This window comes from Exiguobacterium sp. AB2, from assembly GCF_000696055.1.
In the GTDB taxonomy this organism is placed as follows: domain Bacteria; phylum Bacillota; class Bacilli; order Exiguobacteriales; family Exiguobacteriaceae; genus Exiguobacterium; species Exiguobacterium alkaliphilum.
Genome location: NZ_JNAA01000109.1, coordinates 185,084 through 206,903, shown reverse-complemented (window position 1 = coordinate 206,903; position 21,820 = coordinate 185,084). Strand labels below are relative to the sequence as shown.

Annotated in this window: 25 protein-coding genes; 13 read left to right on the top strand and 12 right to left on the bottom strand. The window is 50.2% G+C overall.

Features of this window, described 5'->3' with window-relative positions; genetic code table 11:
- Positions 1-20: 20 nt before the first annotated feature.
- The 3 genes from DI14_RS14690 to DI14_RS14680 all read right to left on the bottom strand — a co-directional run bounded on the left by DI14_RS14690 (position 21) and on the right by DI14_RS14680 (position 2,668).
- Positions 21-1,160: a zinc-dependent alcohol dehydrogenase gene (locus DI14_RS14690; protein ID WP_034809867.1), complete on the bottom strand. Its 1,140-nt coding sequence runs from the start codon at positions 1,158-1,160 to the stop codon at positions 21-23.
- A 105-nt stretch (positions 1,161-1,265) separates the two neighbouring features.
- Positions 1,266-2,123, bottom strand: a complete 858-nt coding sequence (locus DI14_RS14685; RefSeq protein ID WP_034809865.1) for a metallophosphoesterase — start codon at positions 2,121-2,123, stop codon at positions 1,266-1,268.
- A gap of 131 nt (positions 2,124-2,254) precedes the next feature.
- Positions 2,255-2,668 carry an organic hydroperoxide resistance protein gene (locus DI14_RS14680; RefSeq protein WP_081825917.1) on the bottom strand — a complete coding sequence of 138 codons (414 nt, stop codon included), beginning with the start codon at positions 2,666-2,668 and terminating at the stop codon, positions 2,255-2,257.
- A gap of 117 nt (positions 2,669-2,785) precedes the next feature.
- Here DI14_RS14680 and DI14_RS14675 point away from each other — a divergent pair, with 117 nt between their 5' ends.
- Both DI14_RS14675 and DI14_RS14670 read left to right on the top strand, forming a co-directional pair.
- Positions 2,786-3,232 (top strand): MarR family winged helix-turn-helix transcriptional regulator, encoded by a 447-nt coding sequence (locus DI14_RS14675; RefSeq protein ID WP_034809861.1) that lies wholly within the window; start codon positions 2,786-2,788, stop codon positions 3,230-3,232.
- A gap of 22 nt (positions 3,233-3,254) precedes the next feature.
- Entirely contained in the window at positions 3,255-4,196 is a 942-nt protein-coding gene (locus DI14_RS14670) for a CAP domain-containing protein (RefSeq protein WP_034809859.1), read from the top strand.
- An 11-nt stretch (positions 4,197-4,207) separates the two neighbouring features.
- Here the strand turns inward: DI14_RS14670 and DI14_RS14665 are convergent, their stop codons facing one another.
- Together DI14_RS14665 and DI14_RS14660 are read right to left on the bottom strand one after the other, a co-directional pair.
- Positions 4,208-4,660 carry a hypothetical protein gene (locus tag DI14_RS14665; RefSeq protein WP_034809858.1) on the bottom strand — a complete coding sequence of 151 codons (453 nt, stop codon included), beginning with the start codon at positions 4,658-4,660 and terminating at the stop codon, positions 4,208-4,210.
- Between the two features lie 53 nt (positions 4,661-4,713).
- Positions 4,714-5,190 (bottom strand): glutathione peroxidase, encoded by a 477-nt coding sequence (locus DI14_RS14660; protein ID WP_034809889.1) that lies wholly within the window; start codon positions 5,188-5,190, stop codon positions 4,714-4,716.
- A gap of 158 nt (positions 5,191-5,348) precedes the next feature.
- Between DI14_RS14660 and DI14_RS14655 the strand changes: the two genes are divergently transcribed.
- On the top strand, positions 5,349-5,864 hold the full coding sequence (locus DI14_RS14655; RefSeq protein ID WP_034809856.1) for a VanZ family protein: 516 nt from the start codon (positions 5,349-5,351) through the stop codon (positions 5,862-5,864).
- 292 nt (positions 5,865-6,156) lie between these two features.
- The gene (locus tag DI14_RS14650; RefSeq protein ID WP_034809854.1) at positions 6,157-7,467 is read left to right on the top strand and encodes a murein hydrolase activator EnvC; all 1,311 of its coding nucleotides are present in this window, start codon (positions 6,157-6,159) and stop codon (positions 7,465-7,467) included.
- Positions 7,468-7,498: 31 nt separating this feature from the next.
- Here the strand turns inward: DI14_RS14650 and DI14_RS14645 are convergent, their stop codons facing one another.
- The 3 genes from DI14_RS14645 to DI14_RS14635 form a co-directional block, all read right to left on the bottom strand.
- On the bottom strand, positions 7,499-7,696 hold the full coding sequence (locus DI14_RS14645; protein ID WP_024369776.1) for a hypothetical protein: 198 nt from the start codon (positions 7,694-7,696) through the stop codon (positions 7,499-7,501).
- Positions 7,697-7,739: 43 nt separating this feature from the next.
- The gene (locus DI14_RS14640) at positions 7,740-8,585 is read right to left on the bottom strand and encodes a GNAT family N-acetyltransferase (protein ID WP_034809851.1); all 846 of its coding nucleotides are present in this window, start codon (positions 8,583-8,585) and stop codon (positions 7,740-7,742) included.
- Between the two features lie 62 nt (positions 8,586-8,647).
- A complete protein-coding gene (locus DI14_RS14635; protein ID WP_034809850.1) occupies positions 8,648-9,862 on the bottom strand; it encodes a dicarboxylate/amino acid:cation symporter in 1,215 nt (404 codons plus the stop codon).
- Between the two features lie 210 nt (positions 9,863-10,072).
- On the opposite strand from DI14_RS14635, the gene zapA reads away from it, so the two are divergent.
- The 9 genes from zapA (at position 10,073) to DI14_RS14590 (ending at position 17,687) form a co-directional block, all read left to right on the top strand.
- On the top strand, positions 10,073-10,294 hold the full coding sequence (gene zapA / locus DI14_RS14630; RefSeq protein WP_034809849.1) for a cell division protein ZapA: 222 nt from the start codon (positions 10,073-10,075) through the stop codon (positions 10,292-10,294).
- Between the two features lie 8 nt (positions 10,295-10,302).
- Entirely contained in the window at positions 10,303-10,839 is a 537-nt protein-coding gene (locus DI14_RS14625) for a CvpA family protein (RefSeq protein WP_034809848.1), read from the top strand.
- Positions 10,840-10,908: 69 nt separating this feature from the next.
- Positions 10,909-12,618: a DNA polymerase/3'-5' exonuclease PolX gene (gene polX / locus DI14_RS14620; RefSeq protein WP_034809847.1), complete on the top strand. Its 1,710-nt coding sequence runs from the start codon at positions 10,909-10,911 to the stop codon at positions 12,616-12,618.
- The gene (locus DI14_RS14615; protein ID WP_034809846.1) at positions 12,619-14,973 is read left to right on the top strand and encodes an endonuclease MutS2; all 2,355 of its coding nucleotides are present in this window, start codon (positions 12,619-12,621) and stop codon (positions 14,971-14,973) included.
- 7 nt (positions 14,974-14,980) lie between these two features.
- Positions 14,981-15,397, top strand: a complete 417-nt coding sequence (locus DI14_RS14610; RefSeq protein WP_034809845.1) for a DUF350 domain-containing protein — start codon at positions 14,981-14,983, stop codon at positions 15,395-15,397.
- A 140-nt stretch (positions 15,398-15,537) separates the two neighbouring features.
- Positions 15,538-15,999, top strand: coding sequence for a hypothetical protein (locus DI14_RS15140; RefSeq protein WP_051622746.1), 462 nt, complete (start codon positions 15,538-15,540; stop codon positions 15,997-15,999).
- A gap of 143 nt (positions 16,000-16,142) precedes the next feature.
- A complete protein-coding gene (locus DI14_RS14600) occupies positions 16,143-17,081 on the top strand; it encodes a sensor domain-containing diguanylate cyclase (RefSeq protein ID WP_034809844.1) in 939 nt (312 codons plus the stop codon).
- 66 nt (positions 17,082-17,147) lie between these two features.
- Positions 17,148-17,354 carry a hypothetical protein gene (locus DI14_RS14595; RefSeq protein ID WP_235193485.1) on the top strand — a complete coding sequence of 69 codons (207 nt, stop codon included), beginning with the start codon at positions 17,148-17,150 and terminating at the stop codon, positions 17,352-17,354.
- A gap of 12 nt (positions 17,355-17,366) precedes the next feature.
- Positions 17,367-17,687 carry a nucleoside triphosphate pyrophosphohydrolase gene (locus DI14_RS14590; protein ID WP_235193484.1) on the top strand — a complete coding sequence of 107 codons (321 nt, stop codon included), beginning with the start codon at positions 17,367-17,369 and terminating at the stop codon, positions 17,685-17,687.
- Positions 17,688-17,731: 44 nt separating this feature from the next.
- On the opposite strand, the gene DI14_RS14585 is transcribed toward DI14_RS14590, so the two are convergent.
- The 4 genes from DI14_RS14585 to DI14_RS14570 are packed head-to-tail and all read right to left on the bottom strand — an operon-like array spanning position 17,732 to position 21,816.
- On the bottom strand, positions 17,732-18,199 hold the full coding sequence (locus DI14_RS14585) for a hypothetical protein (protein WP_034809842.1): 468 nt from the start codon (positions 18,197-18,199) through the stop codon (positions 17,732-17,734).
- Positions 18,199-20,217 carry an AAA family ATPase gene (locus DI14_RS14580; protein ID WP_034809841.1) on the bottom strand — a complete coding sequence of 673 codons (2,019 nt, stop codon included), beginning with the start codon at positions 20,215-20,217 and terminating at the stop codon, positions 18,199-18,201. Before DI14_RS14580 ends, DI14_RS14585 begins: the two co-directional genes overlap by 1 nt.
- A gap of 1 nt (position 20,218) precedes the next feature.
- Positions 20,219-20,407, bottom strand: a complete 189-nt coding sequence (locus DI14_RS14575) for a hypothetical protein (protein ID WP_034809840.1) — start codon at positions 20,405-20,407, stop codon at positions 20,219-20,221.
- A 20-nt stretch (positions 20,408-20,427) separates the two neighbouring features.
- Complete coding sequence (locus tag DI14_RS14570; protein WP_034809839.1) at positions 20,428-21,816, bottom strand: DNA phosphorothioation system restriction enzyme; 1,389 nt, start codon at positions 21,814-21,816, stop codon at positions 20,428-20,430.
- Between the last annotated feature and the right edge of the window lie 4 nt (positions 21,817-21,820).

The following is a 21,820-nucleotide window of genomic DNA, read 5'->3' as shown; positions in this document are numbered from 1 at the left end:
AAAATTGGGGACCGCTTTCGTTATGGCTTCAAGACGACTTTGACGCAATCGTCGAGATGATCGTTGAAAATCTTATACGCATCGGCCGCCTGATCGAGCGGCATCCGGTGGGTGATGATGTCGGTCGGGTCGAACTTGTTGTCGACAATCATCTGGAACAGCTCCGGCATATAGTGGATGACCGGCGCTTGACCTGTCTTAATGCTGACGTTCCGTGTGAAAAAGTCGCCGAGCGGGAATTGATTATAGTTCATTGCGTAAATTCCCGTCAGTTGGACTGTCCCGAATTTCCGGACCGCTTCTTTCGCGACTTTGATGGCGCTGAGCGTTCCGCCCTGGACCATCAGTTTCTGTTCGACTTTCTCGATTGGTGACATTTTGCCGTCGAATCCGACGCAGTCGATGACGACGTCGGCGCCGCCGTTTGTGATCTCGTAAATGTATTTACCTGTATCGATTGGGTTTTTCATGAGCACCGTCTCGACGTTGTTCGATAGTTTTGCCCGGTTTAACCGATAGAGCTCGGGGTCGACGGCGATGACGCGCTTCGCACCGCGGACCCAAGCGAGTTTTTGTGTCATGAGGCCGACCGGTCCGGAACCGAGGACGACGACGGTGTCGCCTGCTTTCATACCGGCGCTCTCGAGGCTCCACCAGGCGGTCGGGATGACGTCTGATAGGAAGAGGAGCGCCTCATCCTCGAGCTCACATGATTCTGGAATGACGAGCGGCATGAAGTTGCCGTACGGGACTTTCAAATACTCGGCCTGACCACCGGGATGGTTCCCGAACTGTTCAGTGAAGCCGAAGTAACCGCCCGCATCCGTGTGCGGCGCATGGTTCGAGTTGTCGCATTGGCTCTCCATCTCGTGCTCACAATAATAACAGTGTCCGCATGAGACGTTAAACGGCAAGACGACCCGGTCGCCTTTTTTCACTTTCGTCACGTCCGGCCCGACTTCTTCGACGATGCCCATCGGCTCGTGCCCGATGACGTAGCCGTGGCGGGTCGGCATGTTGCCTAAGTAGATGTGTAAGTCCGAGCCGCAAATCGCCGTCGAGGTGATTTTGACGATGATCTCTTCCCGGTTCTCGATCTCCGGGTCTTTCACGTCTTTCACTTCGATGTTCTTTGCACCTTGATACGTCACTGCGCGCATGCGTTCATTCCTCCTTTTTTCAAAAACAGGTAAGTCACAACAACTGTACTATACCCGTTTCGATCCGGGGCGAACCTGAAAATTGGAGGAATTAGGAAAAGGGACTCACTCGGGAGTCCCGGTCCCGGCCACGTTGATGACGACGATTTCCGGGGGGTTAAAGACGCGCGGCACACTGATGCTGTAGTTGAATCCACGCCCGATGACGTGATCGAACGTCTCGTGTTCATACAGGCCGCCGGCATATTTCGGGAAAAACCCTTGGTCGGGCGCGTACAGCCCGTTCATGAGGTAAGGGATCCGCACTTGTCCACCGTGGGCGTGACCTGACAAGACGAGGTCGAACGGGAGGGCGGCGTACGTCTCGACCCGCTCGGCCCGGTGCGACAACAAGACGCTGAACGCCTCGTCCGTTTCCGTGTCCTCGAGCGCGACGAGGGCGTCTTCTTCCCAAATCCCGTGCAAGTTTTCCACGTACGTCCGGAGCGGGTCTTCGAGTCCGCCGATGACGAGGTCGACCCCGTTGATTGTCAGCGCTTCGGCCTCGTTCTCAAGGACGATCACCCCGTGCGAGCGGAACACGTCTTTCACGTCGTGCCGGACATAATCGTCCGAGTCGTCAATCTCGTGGTTGCCGGTCACGAAGTACATCGGGGCAACCCCTTCGAGCCCTTTGATTAAGTCGAAGGCGGCGTTCGGTGAACGGTACCGGTCGAGCATGTCACCTGGCAAGGCGATGAGGTCAGGTTCCTGCTCTTTCACCTTTTCAACCAAGGCACTCTGTTCCTTCCCGTACGAGTAGCCATGCAAGTCGGACAAGAGGACGATACGGAGGGATTGGCCCGCCTCAAGTTTATCGGTCGACACGTCGTACGTTCGGACGACGAGCCCGTTATAGAGGGCGACGAGTAAAAACGTGACGATGGCGCCGAACGTGAGATAAGTCCGTATCTTCTTGAACATGCCGTCCCTCCTCGTGTCGTCGGTTCTTTCATTCTACTCGGACTGTCGTAAGGAAGCAAAGAATGTTGAGAAAACGAGTGATCATCGTTTCGTTACAAAAAAATCCCGCTCGGTGAGGAGCGGGAGAGGAATTATGCTGCTTTTGCAGTCAATTTGACGTCGACGTTGCCGCGTGTCGCTTTCGAATACGGACAAACCTCGTGTGCTGCTTCGACGAGACGCTCGGCCGTCGCTTGATCGACACCTTGAATCTCGACCTCGAGTTCGACGGAGATGAAGAAACCTTCGTCATCTTGGTTGAGCGTGACGTGGCCTGTGACGTTTGAGCCTTCCGTCTTGATACGCTCTTTACTAATGACGAGATTCAAGGCACTGCCGAAGCACGCCGCATACCCGGCTGCGAACAACTGCTCAGGGTTCGTCGCCTCGTCCGAATGTTTCGAACCCGGCATCGAGACGTTTAAGTCGATGATCCCGTCCGTTGACGTGACGCGTCCTTCGCGGCCGCCGATTGCTGTTGCAGAAGCTGTGAATAATGGTTTCATGATTCAATTCCTCCGTTTCATTTTTAACAATTGTATTGTGCACAATTTAATTATAAGGCAGTCAAATGAATGTGCAAATGATATGCTTGTCCTAAGACTACAGCCGGAGGACAACCAATGAAAAGTTCGCTAACATTAGAACATCAAATCTGTTTTCAGCTCTATACCGCCTCAAAAGAGCTGACACGTTTATATCGCCCAATTTTAGCACCGTTAAACCTAACGTACAGCCAGTACTTGGTCATGCTCGTCTTATGGGAAGAAGATGGAATCGATATGAAGCAGCTCGGAGAACGGCTCACGCTCGATTCGGGTACGCTGTCGCCGCTCGTCAAACGGTTGATGCAAATCGATTATGTCGAGAAGGTACGTGACCAAGACGACGAGCGCCGCGTCCTGTTGACGCTCACCGAGCCGGGTCGCGCACTGCGTGAGCAGGCCGAGGACGTTCCGCGTCAAGTGAGTGGTATGCTGAACATAGATGAAGCGACATATGTCGCCTATATGGAGATGCTCATCGACATCAAAGCGCGTTTGAACGCGTTCGGTGAGCAACAAGGGTAAGGGTATCGCGAAAGGAGTCGACATGATTCGCAAACTGATCATCATTTTGATAGCGATTGGCGGCTATGCCGCCTGGAAATATGAAGTACCGAACGTCTCGGCGCCGACGAGCGTCCAAGTAAAGTCGGACGTGGCCGAGGAAGTGAACGGGGCCGAAGAGGACACCGCGACGGTGACCGACGCCCCGCGCTTTGCGAGCCAATATGCCGGGAACGATTGGTACTTGCTCGAAAGAAACGGCGATCGGACGCTCGAATTGATCGATGCGGACGGCGCGAAGAAAGGGTTCTATCAATTCGAGACGGGGAGCACGTATGAAGGTCTGATTGTGGATGAGACGACGCGGCAAGACGTCGAGCAAATCGGTTTCGACGCCGTCCGTTCGTACGATAAAGGGATGCGCCGCTATTTGATTCCCGACGACCCGTCGTTTTCGGTGTATGCGATTAACGGCAATTACGTCACGTTCTTCTTCGATCAACACGACGACGATAAGCTGAAAGCCGTGCTTTCCGTCGACCGTCGCGTCGAAGAGGCGAGTGACGGGTATTACGGCGACATCTCAGCCGAAAGTACGGTCGGGAACGAGACGCTCATGCGGTTGCTCATGAATTGGGACCGCCAAAAGTTTAACCTGTCAGCGCTCGCCGACTTTGAGCCGCTCCTTCCCGTCGTTCGGGCACATAGCGAGAATATGGCGGAGAACAATTTCTTCAGCCATACGGACCCAGAAGGACGGGACCCGTTCGAGCGGATGAACGAGTACGGGCTCACATATTCGGTCGCCGGAGAGAACTTGGCGATGGGCCAGATGAGCGTCTTTCACGCCCACTGGGGGCTCATGAACTCGCTCGGTCACCGCGAGAATATCTTGAAGCCTGAGTTCACCCATGCGTCGGTCGGACTTGTGCATAACGACGACAATAGCCCGTTCTATACAATTAATTTCATCACGCCACGCTAAAAACAGGAAGGTCACCGTTCATTCGGCACACCTTCCTGTTTTTCTGGTTGAAGCGGTTTTAAAAACTTGTCCGTCAAGCCGAACGACATCATAATCCCGAATGAGACGAGAAACGTGAACGGCCAACGTGGCTCAACATAGACGGCCGTCAAGTAGGCGGACGTGGCGACGAGCGCGCCGAAGAACTGCAACGCGATGAAACGACGGACGTAGGTAGGCGAACTATGCTTTCGATAAACGATACTCGACACGACAAGGTCGATGAATAAAATCAATAGCACACCGAGATACAGGGTGAGCAGCGGGTTTGCCGTCCACGCCTCAGGCAACCAGCTCGGATTCGTCTCGGCATAGCCCACCGTCTGGTCCGCCTCTTGAAAGGTGAGTTCGAGGCCGAGAAACAAGACAGTAAGAAACGCAGTCGTGCGCACGACGTTCCGCTGCCGTGTATATGCATGAAACATGAATCCCATCCTCCTTTATGTATCGTACGAACGGAGGATGGGACAAGTTTCACTTAAATTAACTTTTTAATGGCGGATTCGATCTCGGCCGGCGTCGTCTGCGGGGAGAACCGTTCGATGACGTTTCCTTGGCGGTCGACGAGGAACTTCGTAAAGTTCCATTTGATTGCCTTCGAGCCGAGTAGTCCCGGTGCTTCCTTCGCTAAGTATTGGAAGAGTGGATGCGCGTCTTTCCCGTTGACGTCGACTTTGGCGAACATCGGGAACGACACACCATAGTTCAACTGACAAAACTCGTTAATCTCTTCGTTCGTCCCTGGGTCTTGATGGCCGAACTGATTGCACGGGAAGCCGAGCACGTGCAGCCCTTGGTCTTTATATTGCGCGTACAACGTCTCGAGGCCGTCGAGTTGCGGCGTGAAGCCGCACTTGCTCGCCGTGTTGACGATTAAGAGTACGTCTCCCTCATATTTCGATAATGGTTGGAGCTTACCGCTCATGTCTGTCGCTTCGTATTGATAGATCATTATGTTTCCCCCTTTGCCTCTAGTATAGCAAGCGCGTTTCCCATGTACGACTTTAAATCGGTTGTCCGCAATCAAATTGTCACGAAACGATGATGCCCTTGTTACAATGTAATGGGAGGAAACTCGTATAATGAAGCTCGCAGACAGAAAGGATCGATGTTATGTACATATTGAAAAATGAATTTATTTGGATCACTCTCATTCTCGTCGGCTTATTCTTCTCGAGCGCGACACCTTATTCGGAGCAGAGCATCGTTTCACCGCTCGAACGGTTCGAATGGGGATGGGCCGAGCCGATGCTCGGAAACGTGGATTTCGATTACGCGGGTGACCCGGTCTCACTCGAGTCGAAAGGAACGGTCGGCTTGATTGAATTTTTGATTCGAAAAGCCGCGCACTTCACGGTCTTCTTCGTCCTCGGCGCGCTTTTCGTCAAAGCCGTCTCGCGTACTCGTATTCATGCCGGGCTTACGCTCTTGTTCGCATGGGCGCTTGCGACCACGGTCGGCGTATATGACGAGTTCCATCAGAGCTTGACGCCGGAGCGGACGCCGCTCATCCAAGACGTCGTCTTAGACAGCTTCGGTGCGCTATGTGGGGTCGTGCTCCTCGGTGGCCTCTATTTAGTGAAACGGCGAAAGCGTAAGTCGCGATCAGGCTACATGATGACAAGGTAAAACAAAAATGTATAAGGTTGTTATGTGAAAAGCGCATCTAGAAGCGCTTTTCTTTTTTTATACGGAGAACTTGTGACAGAAAAATGAGCAAATCTGCCTATATACCCACGTTTTTTAAGCGATAAAACCTAAATCAGGTCAATGTAATGCGAATGAAATATAAGTGTAAAATAACTTCAGGTTTAGATTGCTATAATGAGTCTCAGAGCGAGAACGAAATCTCGTCAAAATTCGACAAATACACGAATCTATTATAGATAGAAATACACACGACTCAGCGGAGGGAAGCACATTGGTTAACTTGAAGAAACTTGCGGCAACCGTCACTCTAGGGACTCTTCTTATCAGCGGCACGACTCCTGGTTTTGCGGCGTCACTCACAGACAAGCAAAAGAAAGTCCAGCAGCAGCAACAACAGAATAGTTCTGAACAGTCAAAGGCGAACTCATCGATTCAATCGCGTGAGCGAGCGATCAGCAAAGAGCAGCAAGAGATCAACAAGTTAGACGCTCAACTCCAAGAGGTCATCAACGACGTGGCTCAAAAGAAAGCTGAGATTCGTGCGACACAAGAAAAGATTAAAGAGCTTGAGGCTCAAATCAAAAAGTACGAAGCGAAAATGAAAGCTCAAGAAGAACTCATGAAAGAGCGCATGGCGACGATGCAAATGAACGGCGGCACGTCGATCAACTGGGCGGAGTTCATCTTCGGTTCGAAAGACTTCGGCGACTTGATCACACGGATGATCACGGCCGGTACGATCCAAGAGAATGACCAGCAAATCTTCGAAGAGTATCAAGCGACGAAAGAGAAGCTCGCAGCAGCACAAGCCGAGCTCGAAACAGAGCGCGATACGCTCGTGAAACAAAAAGAACAACTTGAAGAGCGCAAAGCGGCACTCGATAAGAAAATGAAAGAGCGCGCAGCGAAAATCAAGAAGTTGAATGCAGAAAAAATCAAATTCGAGTCGAAATTGATGAGCTTGAAAGAGATGGAGTCGACATTCCAAGCGCAAGAAGCATCAATCAAGGCTGAAATCGAAGCGCAACGTCGTGCAGCTGAAGAAGCGAAGCGCAAAGCAGAAGCTGAAGCGGCAGCGGCGGCAGCAGCGAAGAAAAAACAAGCTTCGAACGCATCCTCTTCATCGAACGCGGCGGCAGCGACACCGGCAGCATCGGCACCGGCGAGCGGCGGCATGTTCCAACGTCCGTCTGGCGGCCGTCTCACACAAGGATGGGGACCAGCGAGCGGAGTGAACGGTTATACGTTCCATAACGGTATTGACTTGGCTGCACCAGTAGGCACGCCGATTCGTGCGGCACAAACGGGTACGGTCACGACTGCAGGATGGGGCGGAGCTTACGGGAACCACATCATCATCACACACGTCATTAACGGACAAGTGTGGACGACAGTATACGCTCACTTGAGCTCAGTGTCGGTCTCGGCCGGACAACGTGTCTCACAAGGCCAACATATCGGTGGCATGGGTAGCACAGGTAACTCGACAGGGTCACACCTTCACTTCGAGATCCACCGTGGCGGTTACTCGTACTCGTCTTCGAGCGCGGGCAACACGGTCAACCCAGCTTCATTCTTGTAATAACAGACAAAGTGATCGACGAACGCGTCGATCACTTTTTTGTTGCCCGGTAACTGATGAACGTCAACAAGGCGGCGCCGAGGACGCTCAACCAGAGCGTGTCCCAGTTCGGGTCGTCAAGGACGCTCATGCCGCCGACGATCATCATATAAGCGACGACCGAGCCGATGAGCATGGTCGCTACGACGAGACGGACCCGTTTCGGGATTTGATTCCACCAATGCCTCATAAAAAATCGCCTCCACCTATTAGTATAGGGGAGGCGGGGCGATTCATCTAGCGAGTCGGATCCAAGAAGATTCCATGATCGGTTCATAGCCGACTTCTTGATAGATCTTGTTCGATGTCGGATTCGTCAAATCGGTGTAGAGCGTACAAAAGCGTTTTGTCTTCAATAGCTCACGGCTGAGCTCGGCGACGATGGAGCGGGCGTAGCCGTTCCCACGCCGCTCGGGAACGGTGTAGACGAACGAGACGGTGACGCCATTCATTGTCGCACGCGACTTCTTCGCGCATGAGACAATCTTCCCATCCACTTCCCAGACGTAGGCGTCGCCATTGTCGACCATCGCCTGGACGACACGGCTCACCTTGTTCTTGCTAGAGCGGTCAAGCCCGTTCTCATGTGCAAAGGCGTTATACCATTGCTCAAGGAGCGGACGTTCGGCCGGGGTCGCTTGACGAATACGACCTTCTGCAAGCGCGACATCGTTCACGCGTTCAAGCCGATAGAAACCTTGCTCCATGAAAAACTCTGGCTCATTTCCAGTGAAGTGAGTCCATAGAGTATAAAAATTCATCGCCTGTGTTCTCTCTGATACGACATCTCTAAAGGTTAGCTCGCTCTCGAGTAAAGCCGGTATTAGAAAACTCATGACATCGTCGGCCGTCTGTTCATCAAACAATACATAATTGAGCGGATGGGGTGGGGTAACTTGCAATGCTGCAAGAAGACGGTCATTCGCTTCGATTGTAACTTGTGTGAAGTCATCATATTTGTCTTGCTTAATGTCGTCAAGTACACCGATCATCAGACTGTGCTCAGCTTCTCGCTTCATCAATTCCGGCAAGACGCGTTCTGAGAACGCACCGGGATCGTCACAAACCTTGAATTCCATTTCGTTTCCCCCTTTATATGTATGAAAAACGGGCAAACCGTGAGGCTTGCCCGTTGAGCACGTTATGCGATTTCTTCGCGTTCTTTTGCGTCATCCAAAATGTTGGTGTTGCGTTTGAAGTAATGAACGATTTTGGCGATGGCGCCGTCTCCCGTGACGTTTGTCGCCGTACCGAAGCTATCTTGTGCCAAGTAGAGGGCGATGACAAGACTGAGCATCGTTTCGCTGAATCCGAGCATCGAACCGAACAAACCGAGCGAGGCCATGACGGCTCCACCTGGTACGCCTGGTGCCGCGATCATCGTGACGCCGAGGGCGAGGATGAAAGGGAGCACGATGGCGAATGACAACGGCATGCCGTTCAAGTACATGAGGGCGACACCGACCGACGTGAGCGTGATTGTCGACCCTGACAAGTGGATGGTCGCACAGAGCGGCACCACGAAGTTGGCGACGCCTTCGTCCGTGTTGTTCGCTTTCGATTGACGAAGTGTGACCGGGATTGTCGCCGCTGACGACTGTGTCCCGATGGCTGTGAAGTAAGCCGGCATCATCGTCTTCAAGAGACGAAGCGGGTTCTCTTTGTTGAGAGCACCTGCGATCGAGTATTGAATCAAGAGAATCGTCAAGTGAAGAACGATAATCGTGACGAAGACGAGCGAGAACACCGAGAGAATCTCAGCGACTTGTCCGGCATACGTCATGTTCATGAAAATTCCGGCGATGTGAATCGGTAGTAGTGGAATGATGACTTTGCTGATGAGTAGCTCAATGATATCGCGGAAGTCCATGGCAAGGTCGAGTGAGCGCTTGCTTTCAATCGCGGCAATCCCGATTCCGATCACGAAAGCGAGGACGAGCGCGGTCATGACACCAAATACAGGTGGAATCTCGAACTCCATGAAGCTTTTCAAAAGAGCTTCTTCCGGGTTTTCTGCAGAGGCCGTGCTGCGTGACAAGATTTGCGGGAACAAGTTGCTCGTCGCAAAGTAAGCGAGCGTACCGGCGACGATTGTCGACAAGTAAGCGATGACGGCCGTCAAGCCGACAAGTTTGCCAGCACCTTTTCCGAGCTCCCCGATGCCCGGAATGATGAAGGCGAGAATGATTAGTGGGATGGCGAAGCCTAAGAACTGCCCGAAGACGGCGTTGAACGTGACGAACGTCCGGACAATCCAATTCTGGCTTTCTGGTACGAGGCTACCGATTAAAATACCAAACGCGATGGCGATGATGATGCGACCTAGAAGGCCAATTCGTAATTTCAAATAAATCATCCTTTCTAAATGTTTGAATTGTTGCTATTTTCGCACATTTCCCGCGCGGTTGCCACCCTAACTTTCATAATTGAGAGAAGATTGACGTTTAACAACTTTCGAATAGGGTAACATAAATTGTTGTCGTACAAAAGGGAGGGGCTTCTTCTTTTCCTAATATACAATCGATGTTATGATTAATTTTGAATAGACGAAAAGGAGGGGTGACACGTGCAGGTACAACGAACAACGATCCACATCGCGGGTCAAGACTATACGATTGTGAGCGAAGAGCCAGCTGATCATGTGAGGGAAGTGGGCTTTCTCGTCGATAGTAAAATCCGTGAGATTCGTGAACAGTCCCCTCATCTAGACGCTCGTCAGGCGGCCGTTCTCGCCGCCATTCAAATCGCGAGCGATCACGTCAAATCTAAACGAAATATGGGAGAATAAATCACTTTATGGTTACTCTACTTATACTGTTTTTCTTGTTTATCGGGATTGTCAACGGTTTCCGCCGTGGGGCGATTCTGCAGCTCGGTCATTGGGTCGCGCTCATCATCAGTTTCTTCGTCGCCAACGCCTATTACCGGGACTTGGCTGAAGCGTTCAAGCTATGGATTCCTTATCCGTCGCAACTTGACGGGACGCTCCCGGGCGGTGTGCTCGACTTGAACTCGCTCTCAGGGATCGAGATGACGTTCTACAACGTCTTCTGGTTCGTCGTCTTGTTCGTTATCACGAAGCTTGTCTTGCATCTGATCTTGTCGATGCTCGACTTTTTGACGGACTTGCCGATTTTGCGTCAATTGAAAGGGATTATCGGCGCGGTGCTCGGATTCCTCGAGTCGTACGTCATCACGTTCTTCATCCTTTGGGTGATCGCGTTCGTCCCGATGGCCGGTGTCCAAAACGCCGTCGACAACTCGTCGCTTGCGACGTTCATCATTCAAGATACACCGTATCTTTCGGAATGGTTCTCGAATAAGATGCTGTGACACGACAGGCCGGAATGCAAGCAAGCGCTTGTGTCTCGGCCTTTTCTGTATGGAGAAGGGGGAAAACTCATGAATAAAGTAGAAGCGATGATGCTGCTCGAAAAGATTGCGCAATACATGGAAATCAAGGGTGAGAATCCGTTCAAAATCAACGCCTTCCGAAAAGCCGCAACGGCATTAGAAAACTCAGAACTTGAACTCGACGAGATCGAGGATTTGACGACGATCCCAGGGATCGGCAAAGGCACGGCGGCCGTGCTCGAAGAATGGCGGGACACGGGCCGGAGCGAAGTACTCGAGTCGCTCCAAGCAGAGATTCCGTTCGGCTTGATGAAGCTGCTCAAGATTCAAGGGCTCGGCGGCAAGAAACTCGCGCAGCTCCGCGAGATCGGCGTCGTCGACTTGGAGTCGCTCATCCGCGTCTTAGAAGACGGGACGGCGTCCGAGCTGCCGCGCTTTGGTGCGAAGAGCGTCGAGAAGTTGCTCGCCGCGGCGAAGAACCTCGAGTCGCGCCCGGAGCGTCTGTCGTACGCGATGATGCGCCCAGTCGTCGAAGAAATCGAGACCGTGCTTGAAGCTGAGGCGCTCGTGCTCCGCCATTCGGTCGGCGGCAGCTTCCGCCGCGCCGAGGAGACGTGTAAGGACTTGGACTTCATCATCGCGACCGAGGAACCGGTCGCACTCCGGGACAAACTGCTCGAGCTCCCGTTCATCAATGAAGTCATCGCGGCCGGGGAGACGAAAGTGTCACTCGTCCTCGAACGTGAAGAGATGGTGTCGGTCGACTTCCGGATGGTCGAGCCGGGCGCATTCGCCGCGACGCTCCACCACTTCACTGGCTCGAAAGACCATAACGTCCGCATGCGCCAGCTCGCCAAAGCAAAAGGCGAGTCGATCTCCGAGTACGGCGTCGAGACGGCGGACGGCCTCTGGCAACCGGAGACGGAAGCGGAGCTGTTCGAGCGCTACGGTCTGCCGTTCATCCCGCCTGAGTTACGAGAAGGACATCCTGAATTTGAGCATGACCTCTCGAAACTCGTGACCCTCGACGACATCAAAGCCGACGCCCACATGCATACGGTCTGGTCGGACGGGAAGCTCACGGTCGACGAGCTCGTCGCGGCGATGAAGGCCCGCGGCTATGAATGGATCGCCATCACCGACCACGGTAAGTATATGACGTTCGTCAACGGCTTGACTGAGGAACGGCTCGAGGCGCAAGGGGAAGAGATTCTCGAAGCCGCGAAGAAGCACGACATGCACGTGCTGCGCGGCGTCGAGATGGATATCCGGCCAGACGGCACGCTCGACTACGAGCCGGAATTCTTAGCGACACTCGACTACGTCGTCGCCTCGATTCACTCGAAGATGGACCAATCGGTCGACGAGATTATGGCCCGGCTCGAGAACGCCTGTCGTTCGCCGTACGTCAACGTCATCGCCCATCCGACGGGTCGACTCATCGGACGTCGTGACGGGTATCCGATTGACGAGGAGCGCTTAATCGCCCTCGCGAAAGAGACGGGCACGGCGCTCGAATTGAACGCCAACCCGAACCGACTCGACTTGACGGCCTCAACGCTCAAGAAAGCGAAAGCGGCCGGCGTCAAGCTGATGATCAACACCGACACACACCACCCGGACATGATGGAAGATATGGCGCTCGGCGTCTTGCACGCCCGTAAAGCCTATCTCGAACCGTCCGATATTATCAACTGCCTCTCGTTTAAGGACGCCAAAGCGTTCTTCGACGCGAAGCGACAGAAAGGAACATGCTAGATGGATCACGCGTTACGCGTTTTAGAATATGAAAAACTGCGCCAACAGCTCGCCGCCCACGCCGCGAGCTCGCTCGGGAAAGACCGGGCGCTCTCGATGCAACCGGATTATTCGTACGACCGGGTGCTCGCGAATTTGAACGTCACGAAAGAGGCGACCGAGGTCGTCCGTCTTCGGGACCGACTTCCGCTCGGTGGACTGACCGATGTCCGCGCCGAAGTGAAACGGGCCGCCATCGGCTCGGTGCTCTCGACGAGTGAACTGCTCGCCGTCGCCGCCGTCATGTACAGCGGCCGCCAAGTGAAGAACTTCTTTGAAAAGCTCCACGAAGACAACGAAGACCTCCGTATCCCGCGTCTTGACGAGTATGCGGAGCGCTTGACGAAGCTGATTGAAGTCGAGCAGTCGATTCGCCACGCCATCGACGACCAAGGCACGGTCCAAGACTCGGCGAGCTCACAACTGCGCGGTCTCCGGACGCAGCTCCGTAGCTATGAAGGTAGCGTCCGTTCCCGCATCGACAACATTCTCCGCAACAACGCCAAGATGTTGTCGGACGCCATCGTCACGATTCGGAACGACCGTTACGTCGTCCCGGTCAAACAAGAGTACCGCCAAGCGTTCGGCGGGATCGTCCACGACCAGTCGGCTTCTGGTCAGACGCTCTTCATCGAGCCGCAGGCGATCGTCTCGATCAACAACGAGATTCAAGAAGTGCGCTTGAAAGAGCGCGCCGAGATCGACCGTATCTTGAGCGAGCTGTCGAACCTCGTCGGCGGTGTCGCCGATTCGGTCGTGACGAATCTCGACGTGCTCGCCACGCTCGACTTCGTGTTCGCGAAAGTCGCGTACGGCCATGAGTTGAAGGCGACCGAGCCGAAGCTGAACGACGCCCGGGAAATCAAGTTGAAACAGGCGCGTCATCCGTTCATCCCTCGCGACGAGGTCGTCCCGATCACGGTCGAGCTCGGTGAGGATTACACGTCGCTCGTCATCACCGGCCCGAACACCGGCGGGAAGACGGTCACGCTCAAGACGATCGGTCTGCTTCAGCTCATGGTACAGTCCGGTCTTTACGTGCCGGCCGAGTTCGGGACGGAGCTATCTGTCTTTGACGCCATCTATGCCGATATCGGGGACGAGCAGTCAATCGAACAGAGTCTCTCGACGTTCAGCTCACATATGACGAATATCGTCAGTATGCTCGACAAGATCGACTTCATGTCGCTCGTCTTGTTTGATGAGCTCGGTGCCGGGACCGACCCACAAGAAGGGGCCGCACTCGCCATCGCCATCCTCGACGAAGTGAAGCGGCGCGGGGCTCGCGTAGCTGCGACGACACACTACTCGGAACTGAAGGCGTACGCCTATAACCGGGAGGGCGTCATGAACGCCTCGATGGAGTTTGATATCGAGTCACTCAGCCCGACGTACCGTCTGTTGATCGGTGTACCGGGACGCTCGAACGCGTTCGAGATTAGCCGTCGCCTCGGGTTGTCAGAGGATGTCATCGACAAAGCACGGAGTCACGTCGGCACTGACGCCGAGTCAGTCGAATCGATGATCAACGAGCTCGAGTCGGCGAAACAACGCGCCGAGCAACTCGAACAAGAGTTGATCGTCAAGCGCCACGACCTTGCAGAAGAGCAGGCGGCGTTCGAGGCGAAGATGACGGAGTTCGAGAAAGAACGCGACACGATGTATAGCGAAGCCGAGGCGAAAGCCGACAAAGCGGTCGAGCAGGCGAAACGTCAAGCGAACGAAGTCATCGACCGCCTGAAGAAGCTGCGCGAGCAGGGCATCGTCAAAGAGCACGAGATTATCGCCGCGAAGAAAGAACTCGAATCGGCGAAACCGACGCTCCAAGAGAAAAAGATCCAAAAAGTGAAACAAAAAGCGCAACAGAAACGTACGTTCAGTAAAGGCGAAGAAGTGAAAGTGACGACGTTCAACCAAAAAGGCTATATCGTGAACCAGATCAACGACAACGAGTACAACGTCCAGGTCGGGATCATGAAAGTGAACGTCAAAGCGGACGACCTTCAGAAGATCGGACCGTCGAAAGAGCAGCCGCTCAAAGCGAAAGGCAGCTCGTTGAAGCGTCAGAGCACGACGAAGTCGGAGCTCGACTTGCGCGGGGTCCGCGTCGAGGAAGGACTCTCGCGCCTAGACAAATATATCGACGAGGCGCTCGTGTCGGGTTACGACAACGTCCGCATCATCCATGGGCTCGGTACGGGCGCGATGCGACAAGCGACGCAAGAGTTCTTGAAAGGACATCGCCACGTGAAGAGTCAGCGCCCGGGCGGCATGGGCGAAGGTGGACTCGGGGTCACGGTCGTCGAGTTGAAGTGAGGACGAGATGCTATTGGGTAACGTAACGTTTAACGTCATGCTCGAGTCGTTCGGTCTATATACGATCGCTGGGCTCATGATCGTCGTCGGGCTCGCCATCTTCGAGGTGACGACGCCGTACAGCAATTGGCGCGAGATTCAAAAAGGCAATATCGCCGTCGCACTCGCGACCGGCGGGAAAATCGTCGGGCTCGCCAACATCTTCCGCGTCGTCGAGAGCCATCACGACCAGACGATGGACGTGTTGGTCGGCGGGAGCTTCGGTTTCGTGCTCTTGTTGGTGACGTATTGGCTATTCGATTTTTTGACGCCGTCGCTCAAAGTGAACGAGGAGATCGGGAAAGGGAACATCGCCGTCGGTCTGATGGCGTTCCTGCTCTCGATTGGGGTCTCGCTCGTTGTCGGCGCGGCGTTGGTGAGGTGAAGACATGGTATACGAGAGATTGGCAAAGATTCTCTTTATCGGGGCCGGACTTTTTTTAGTGGCAGCGGTACTGTGGTTTATCTTTTATTGAGGGAAGGCGACGTTTTCAAACGTCGCTTTTTTTGAAAGGGGGAAACGGTTTGGCCATCGATTTGAAATTTTTGATGACGACCGAAGACTATGTACTTGAGACGGAAACATTTCAGATGAAAGGCGTCAACTATTATCCACTCGAGTGGACGTTCTTCGGGGCAAGTAACCCGACGATGCTCTTGACGTGGGACGCAGGACGGGACCGGATCCTCATCCGTTTCGAGCAATATGCGGTGTTTCTCGGGACAATCGAGGACCATAGCATGCACGAGGAAGGGCTACGCAATGCCTACCCGATTGTGAAGCTGAAGACGTCCCGATTCACACGGTTCGCAGCAGAGCATATGGGGACAGAACGTGTCAACACGGAGCGGGGGACGCTTGCGCATTACGTCATCCGCACGTTCGAGCAAGAATTTCATGTCTTGGCATACGAAGACCCGATCGTTGAAGACTTGGGGAAAGTCGGCGATACAGGTGTCGTTGTCGAAATCGTTGACGAGGCATGAGTTTATAGTGTGAAGCTTCGTACACTGAATCCATCCTCTCTGATAAATTTCACTTTTGCTATGTTAAAATTAGTAAAAGATAAAGAAAACAGAAGCTTTCAAAGCTACATTGAAAGTTGAAATGGATTGGGTGGGGGCGCTGTATGAGAACGCAATTTGAAGAATTAAAGATGTACGAGAGCTTTGACGAGTTGGCCAACGATGTTCTTGATCTTGCGCATGAAATTTTGCCCGAGCAAATGTTCTATCTGACGGCGTTTACGGATTCGCAACAGGTCATCTTGAAACTGTCTAATCAAAAATCATCGATTCAAATCACAGAAAATATGGTCGTGGATTTGAGCAATTCTGTCTGTGGTCGCATCGATTTCGAGAACAATCAACCGTTACGATATGAAGACGTCAAGCGAGACTGTGATGTGGAGGAAGTGGAGCGTCTACTCGACGATGTGAACATCCGCTCTTATTTAGGCATCCCGATTTCGCTGACGAACGGTGAAAAGTTCGGTACGCTGTGTGCCGTCAATGACGAGGCGAGTCTGTTAGACCCTAGGAGTATCACGTTGTTGCAACGAATCGTGAAACTGTTCTCGTACTATTTAGAATTAGAACGATTCGTATGGCGGGACATGCTGACGGAGCTTTACAATCGGCGCTATTTGACGAAGTACTTCGAAGACCGCTCGAACGAGCACGGGGCGCTGTTCTTCCTCGACTTGGACGGATTTAAAAACGTGAACGATACATACGGCCATGACGTAGGAGACGTTGTCTTACAGGAAGTTGCGTGTAGACTCGAAACGATTGTAAACGAACAAAAAGAGGCGTTCGCCGTACGGCTAGGTGGCGATGAGTTCGTGCTTCACTTTTCGCGTTCCGCGAGTCTTGATGAATGGGGACGCATCGCCAACCAAATCATCGAAACGCTAAGCACGTGGGAGACAGCGTATCACGTCTCGGCGAGCATCGGCATCGTCACGTATACACGAGACGAACAGACGAGATTAGACACGCTGTTGAAACAAGCAGACGATGCCTTGTACCGAGCGAAATCTTCAGGGAAACGAACGTTCAAATTATAGGGGAAATGAGTGGAATCGGGTAAAGGTGTTAAGAGGGCGTATGGAGCAAGGGGAAAGGGAGTGAAGATGATGAAATCGTACGAGATTGAGTTTCATTTGATCAACGAAGAGATTTTGACGTATACGGTCGAGGCGGAGAGCCGCTATGCGGCGCTCGAATCGATTTATCAATCGTTCCGACACGCGTCGGACGGGTTCGTCCAGTTCGATGAGGAAATGATTTTGTTCCTCGATCACGTGGCGTATGTGAAGGCGTTTGAGATTGTGGAGTGAGGAGGGGCTATCGTGAAGCATAATAAGCTAGTCCGTGACCGGGTGCCCGAAATCATACAAGCTTCAGGGAAGCAGGTCATCGTCAAACAGTTGAATCAAGCCGAGCACTTTGAGCAGGCACGTTTAAAGCTGTATGAAAAATTGAAAGAGTATGAGGACACGAACATCGATGAGGAGTGTCTCGAGGAGTTAGCGGATATTTTGGAGCTGGCCTATGAACTTGGCAGAATGCACGGGGCTTCATTTGATGAGATGAATGCGATTCGGGAAGAAAAGCGGGAGCGGAAAGGCGGATTTGAGAAAGGGTTGTTTTTGGAAGAGGTTTTGGAGTGAAAAGAGACAGCCTGCAAACTTTTGATGAGTTTGCAGGCTGTCTTTTAGTTAAATGGCAATTCTTTAATTAAATCTTCAGTGTGAAACTCTCGATTCTCATATTCATTCATCAAATCTAGATATGCATTTTGAGCAGTTTCAGGATCGGTCAAGAATACCTCCAGCTTTTTGTAAAGTATGTCCAGTCCACCAGCCGCATATTCTTCAATGATTTCAAAGTTATCAAGAGGAGTGTCTTCTGTGTCATCACTTGCATCATGTTCCACCGAGAAGCTTTCAAATGCGTCTTCTAAGTGCATAATTAATTTCATGAATTGTAAATCTTGTTCTGAAAATATTCCGAGCAAAATTTCTGGACCAGCTTTTATTTTCTTCCTACGCTCGTTACTGTAGCCAAACAATAATGCTGCCATAAATGTGTCTTTGTATGTCTCAAACAATTGAGCGTCTTCTCTTAACGCCGTATACATATGATCTTGTGTGCTATCACGACGAACTGATCGCTTTGCCATTACATTACCTCCGCAATTTCAGTATATTCTCCTGAAACTTCATTCGTGTGATTAAGAAGTTTGTAAGATCTACCTACCCGGTGATTAATCGCTTCGTCTACTTCGCCACGCCATTGCGATGTAGATACGATTACAACTACTTGATCCGATAATTTAGGAAGATTCGTAGCTACCCGAGAGCGATGATCTGCATCAAGTGCTCCAAACGGAGAATCCATGACTAGAGGAAAAATGTTTCCAAGATTTAAATCTTCATCTAAAGCATGACCCTTTTCCTTATCTTTATATTCCCGGGTTAAATCTACAATAGCTCCGATAAAAGCCAAACTTGTGATTTGGGATTCACCTTGAGACAACCCGATATTTCCTCCATTCACATCAGAAACAAGTAACTCGTAATTATCTGTCAACGAAATCGAGTAATCTTTTCTTAATAACTGCGAATAGGTTAACTTAATTTTCTCTTCTAATTCAGATTTAACTTGAGATTCTCTTAATTTTAATAGACCGACTAAAGTATCTTTTACTTTAGTCGCAGACTCTAGAGCAAGTTGAAGTCTAAGTTGTCGCTCTTCTGCCTTGGTCAATTTACTTACTTCTTTATTCAAGAGCTCTTCTTCTCTTGAAAGTTCATCAATGGAACGAAGTAAGTCTTCGATATTAGCCTCTGCTTTTACAATGGCGGTACGAACTGAAGATTCTTTCTCAATTAAATTTGTAGAGTTTTCGATATTGCGTGAGCTCGCCTTCATTCGCTCTTCAATTTCTCGTAAGTCTTCTTCAAGTAATTGAAGTGTGGCTCGCAATTCTTCGCGCTCGCTAATCAATCGTTTTATTTGTGAGTAAAAATGTGCTCTAGCAACTTCCCAACCACTTAACTGGAAATAAAGATGATCCATGTCGTTTTTCGATGTTGATAAATCCAACACTTCATTTTGTACTTTTTCTAACGTTGAAATAGAGGTTGATTCGAGTTCATGTCCACAAAGACATGTTCCGTTTGAGAGTAAAGATGGAATCAGCTCGGGATGAATCAACTTCTCAATCGTATCTCGCTGATCTGTGCGGGCGATTCGTTGGAATCTCTTGATTGGTAACTTCGAGAAAGCAAGATACCCGGAATTGGACAACTGATTTCTTAGTTCTTTTAGCTTTTCATCAAATGCATTCTTCGTTTCCGTAATGGATTCAACCAGATGGTCCCGAGTCGTTTGAAAAGCTCTAGTCTCCTCTCCGTTTCGAAGGGCATTTTCGATGCTTTTTAATTCGTTTTGAGCTGCTGACAGTTCTTGTTTTGTTTCAGCTAACTGATGTTTCTTTTTTACTTTGTCTTCTTCAAGTTGATTGATTCGCAAGTATTTATCGCTCAATTCACTTTTTACGTTTTTTGAAACTTCATCACGTAACTTCACGATAGTTTTACTTAGGTGGTCAATTGAATTATCAAAAAGTTCTAATCCCATCATTCGTTTAATTGAGTCTCGAATTTCAGAATAAGCTTCTTTCTTTCCTAAGTGGTCCATCCGCTCTCCATCGAAGAAAAAGAACGTATGGAGTTTGTATGGCAAAATTCGATTGATTTCATACGCGATGTCTCTAATTTTTGTTGATTGATTCGTAGCAATATTACGCTTAGAAAGCTCAACTTTTTGATTTACAGTCTTATTTTTTGGGAGATTGAGTATGTTTGTCTCGTCATCATATTTTGCATGTAGAAGACGACGAAGGTCATATTCGTAATCGTTGTGTTCGAATCTAATTCGAACTGATGTACTCAAATCTTCTTGCTGATTTGTGCTTTCATGAATAGCTTTGTTATTAAAAATAGACTCAGAGTTCGGTAATTTGAGTTCTCGGCCGTAAAACCCCCAAATTAATGCGGTCAATAGCGCCGTTTTCCCGCTACCGTTTTCTCCATGGATGACAGTAACATTTCTTCCTGATCCATGAGCAAATTCAATTTCATTTTGGCCATAATACTGACGAAAGTTTTCAATGACGATTTGCTTAAGAATCATGTCAAATGTACTCCTTTTTTATGAGTTTTGAGAATTCATCGGGCAGTTGGGCAGCAGTAAACGAACCCTCTTTATCTAAATAGTCTTTTTCTAATCGAATTATATTTTGAAGAATCTGTTGTTCAGTTTTTGATAACTCGCTCAATAATGCATATACGTCTTTTTCATTGGTTGATTGTTCCGGATTCATTATATTCACCTCACAATTTATTATAAGTCGACGAGATTAAATGCTTCTTTTATTGGGTTCAAAATACGAAGTGCTTGATAGTGGTTTTCAGAGATTGATGCAAATTCATTCACTCGTTTAAGTTCATTCATTAATAGTCGTCTTTCAATATTAAATTCTTTATCCGTGAGCAAGTCAATTTCTGACAAGGGGCGTGGAATAACGATATAGTCGTGGATGTAAGCATACTCTTTTCCCGGGTGTTTCCTTAATATTCTTCCGCGGCGTTGGATAAACTCTTTAGGATTAGTCGTACTCGCTAAAATGTAAGCGGTCTCAGCGGAGGGGACGTCTACCCCTTCATCTAAACAACGAATTGCGACGAGTGCCTGAATGTTATTATCTGAGAAATCCTTTAACAGTGTCTGCCGAAGTTCTTTCGTCTCAGTCGAAGTGAATGTTTTGGCTGTGATATTCAAATCATCATTTAAGAATTGAGCAATGTGATCGACATGTCGTTGGTCTTCCTTAGAGTGATCACCACAATACACGATGGTATGACTTAAATCATCTTGAGTGCTTAGTTGTTGCTTTAACAATACATCTTTCTCTTGCGCTGCATTGATTAGCCGTGCTCGTTTAATCAAAAGCATTTCCAACATTCCTGTATCATTCCCTGATGATTCAATTGATTTATCATCAGACAGGTTAATCAATTTTGAGATTTTATTTGTAAGCTCATGATAAATTTCAAGCTCTTCTTCAGTAAGTGACACTAGATGCGGGTAGTAATAGTACTTCGTCAAAAAGCCTTTTTTAATGGCCTCTTCCAAAGTAAACTTATATATTGAGCCCCCGAAATAATTTAATAACTGTTCCGTTCCGATTTCATCATGATGCCGGATTGGTGTAGCGCTAAGCGCTAAGCGATTTTTAAATTGTACGGGAAGCGCCTGCAAGGATTGCTTTGTTCCTAGATTGTGCGCCTCATCGGCGACAAGCATGCCTGCATCTGTAATTCGATTAAGTTGAGCCTGGAACTGAGCATTCTTGAATGTACTGTTGGTAGTGATGACGCACATGAAGTTTTTGATTTTAAAATTATATTGCGTAATTTTTCCCGAAAGAACGGCGCTCCACTGAGATTTTGAACCGTAACACAGAATCGGATCCATCCCAAATGCTTTAGCATCTTTAGCCCATTGGTCGACGAGATGCTGATAAGGACATAAAATAATAACAGCCAGACGACCGCTGTTCTCGAATCGTTTTGTGATAGCAGTGAGAGCCGTAAGGGTTTTTCCAGTGCCAGTGGCCATCTCCAATAAACCATGATAATTATTGGCTTGCCATTCTGAAATTGCTTCAAGTTGATAGTCCCGAGGTTTAAACCAGTCAGGTAAAGAAGGGAATTGAATGGTTGAATCCATATTA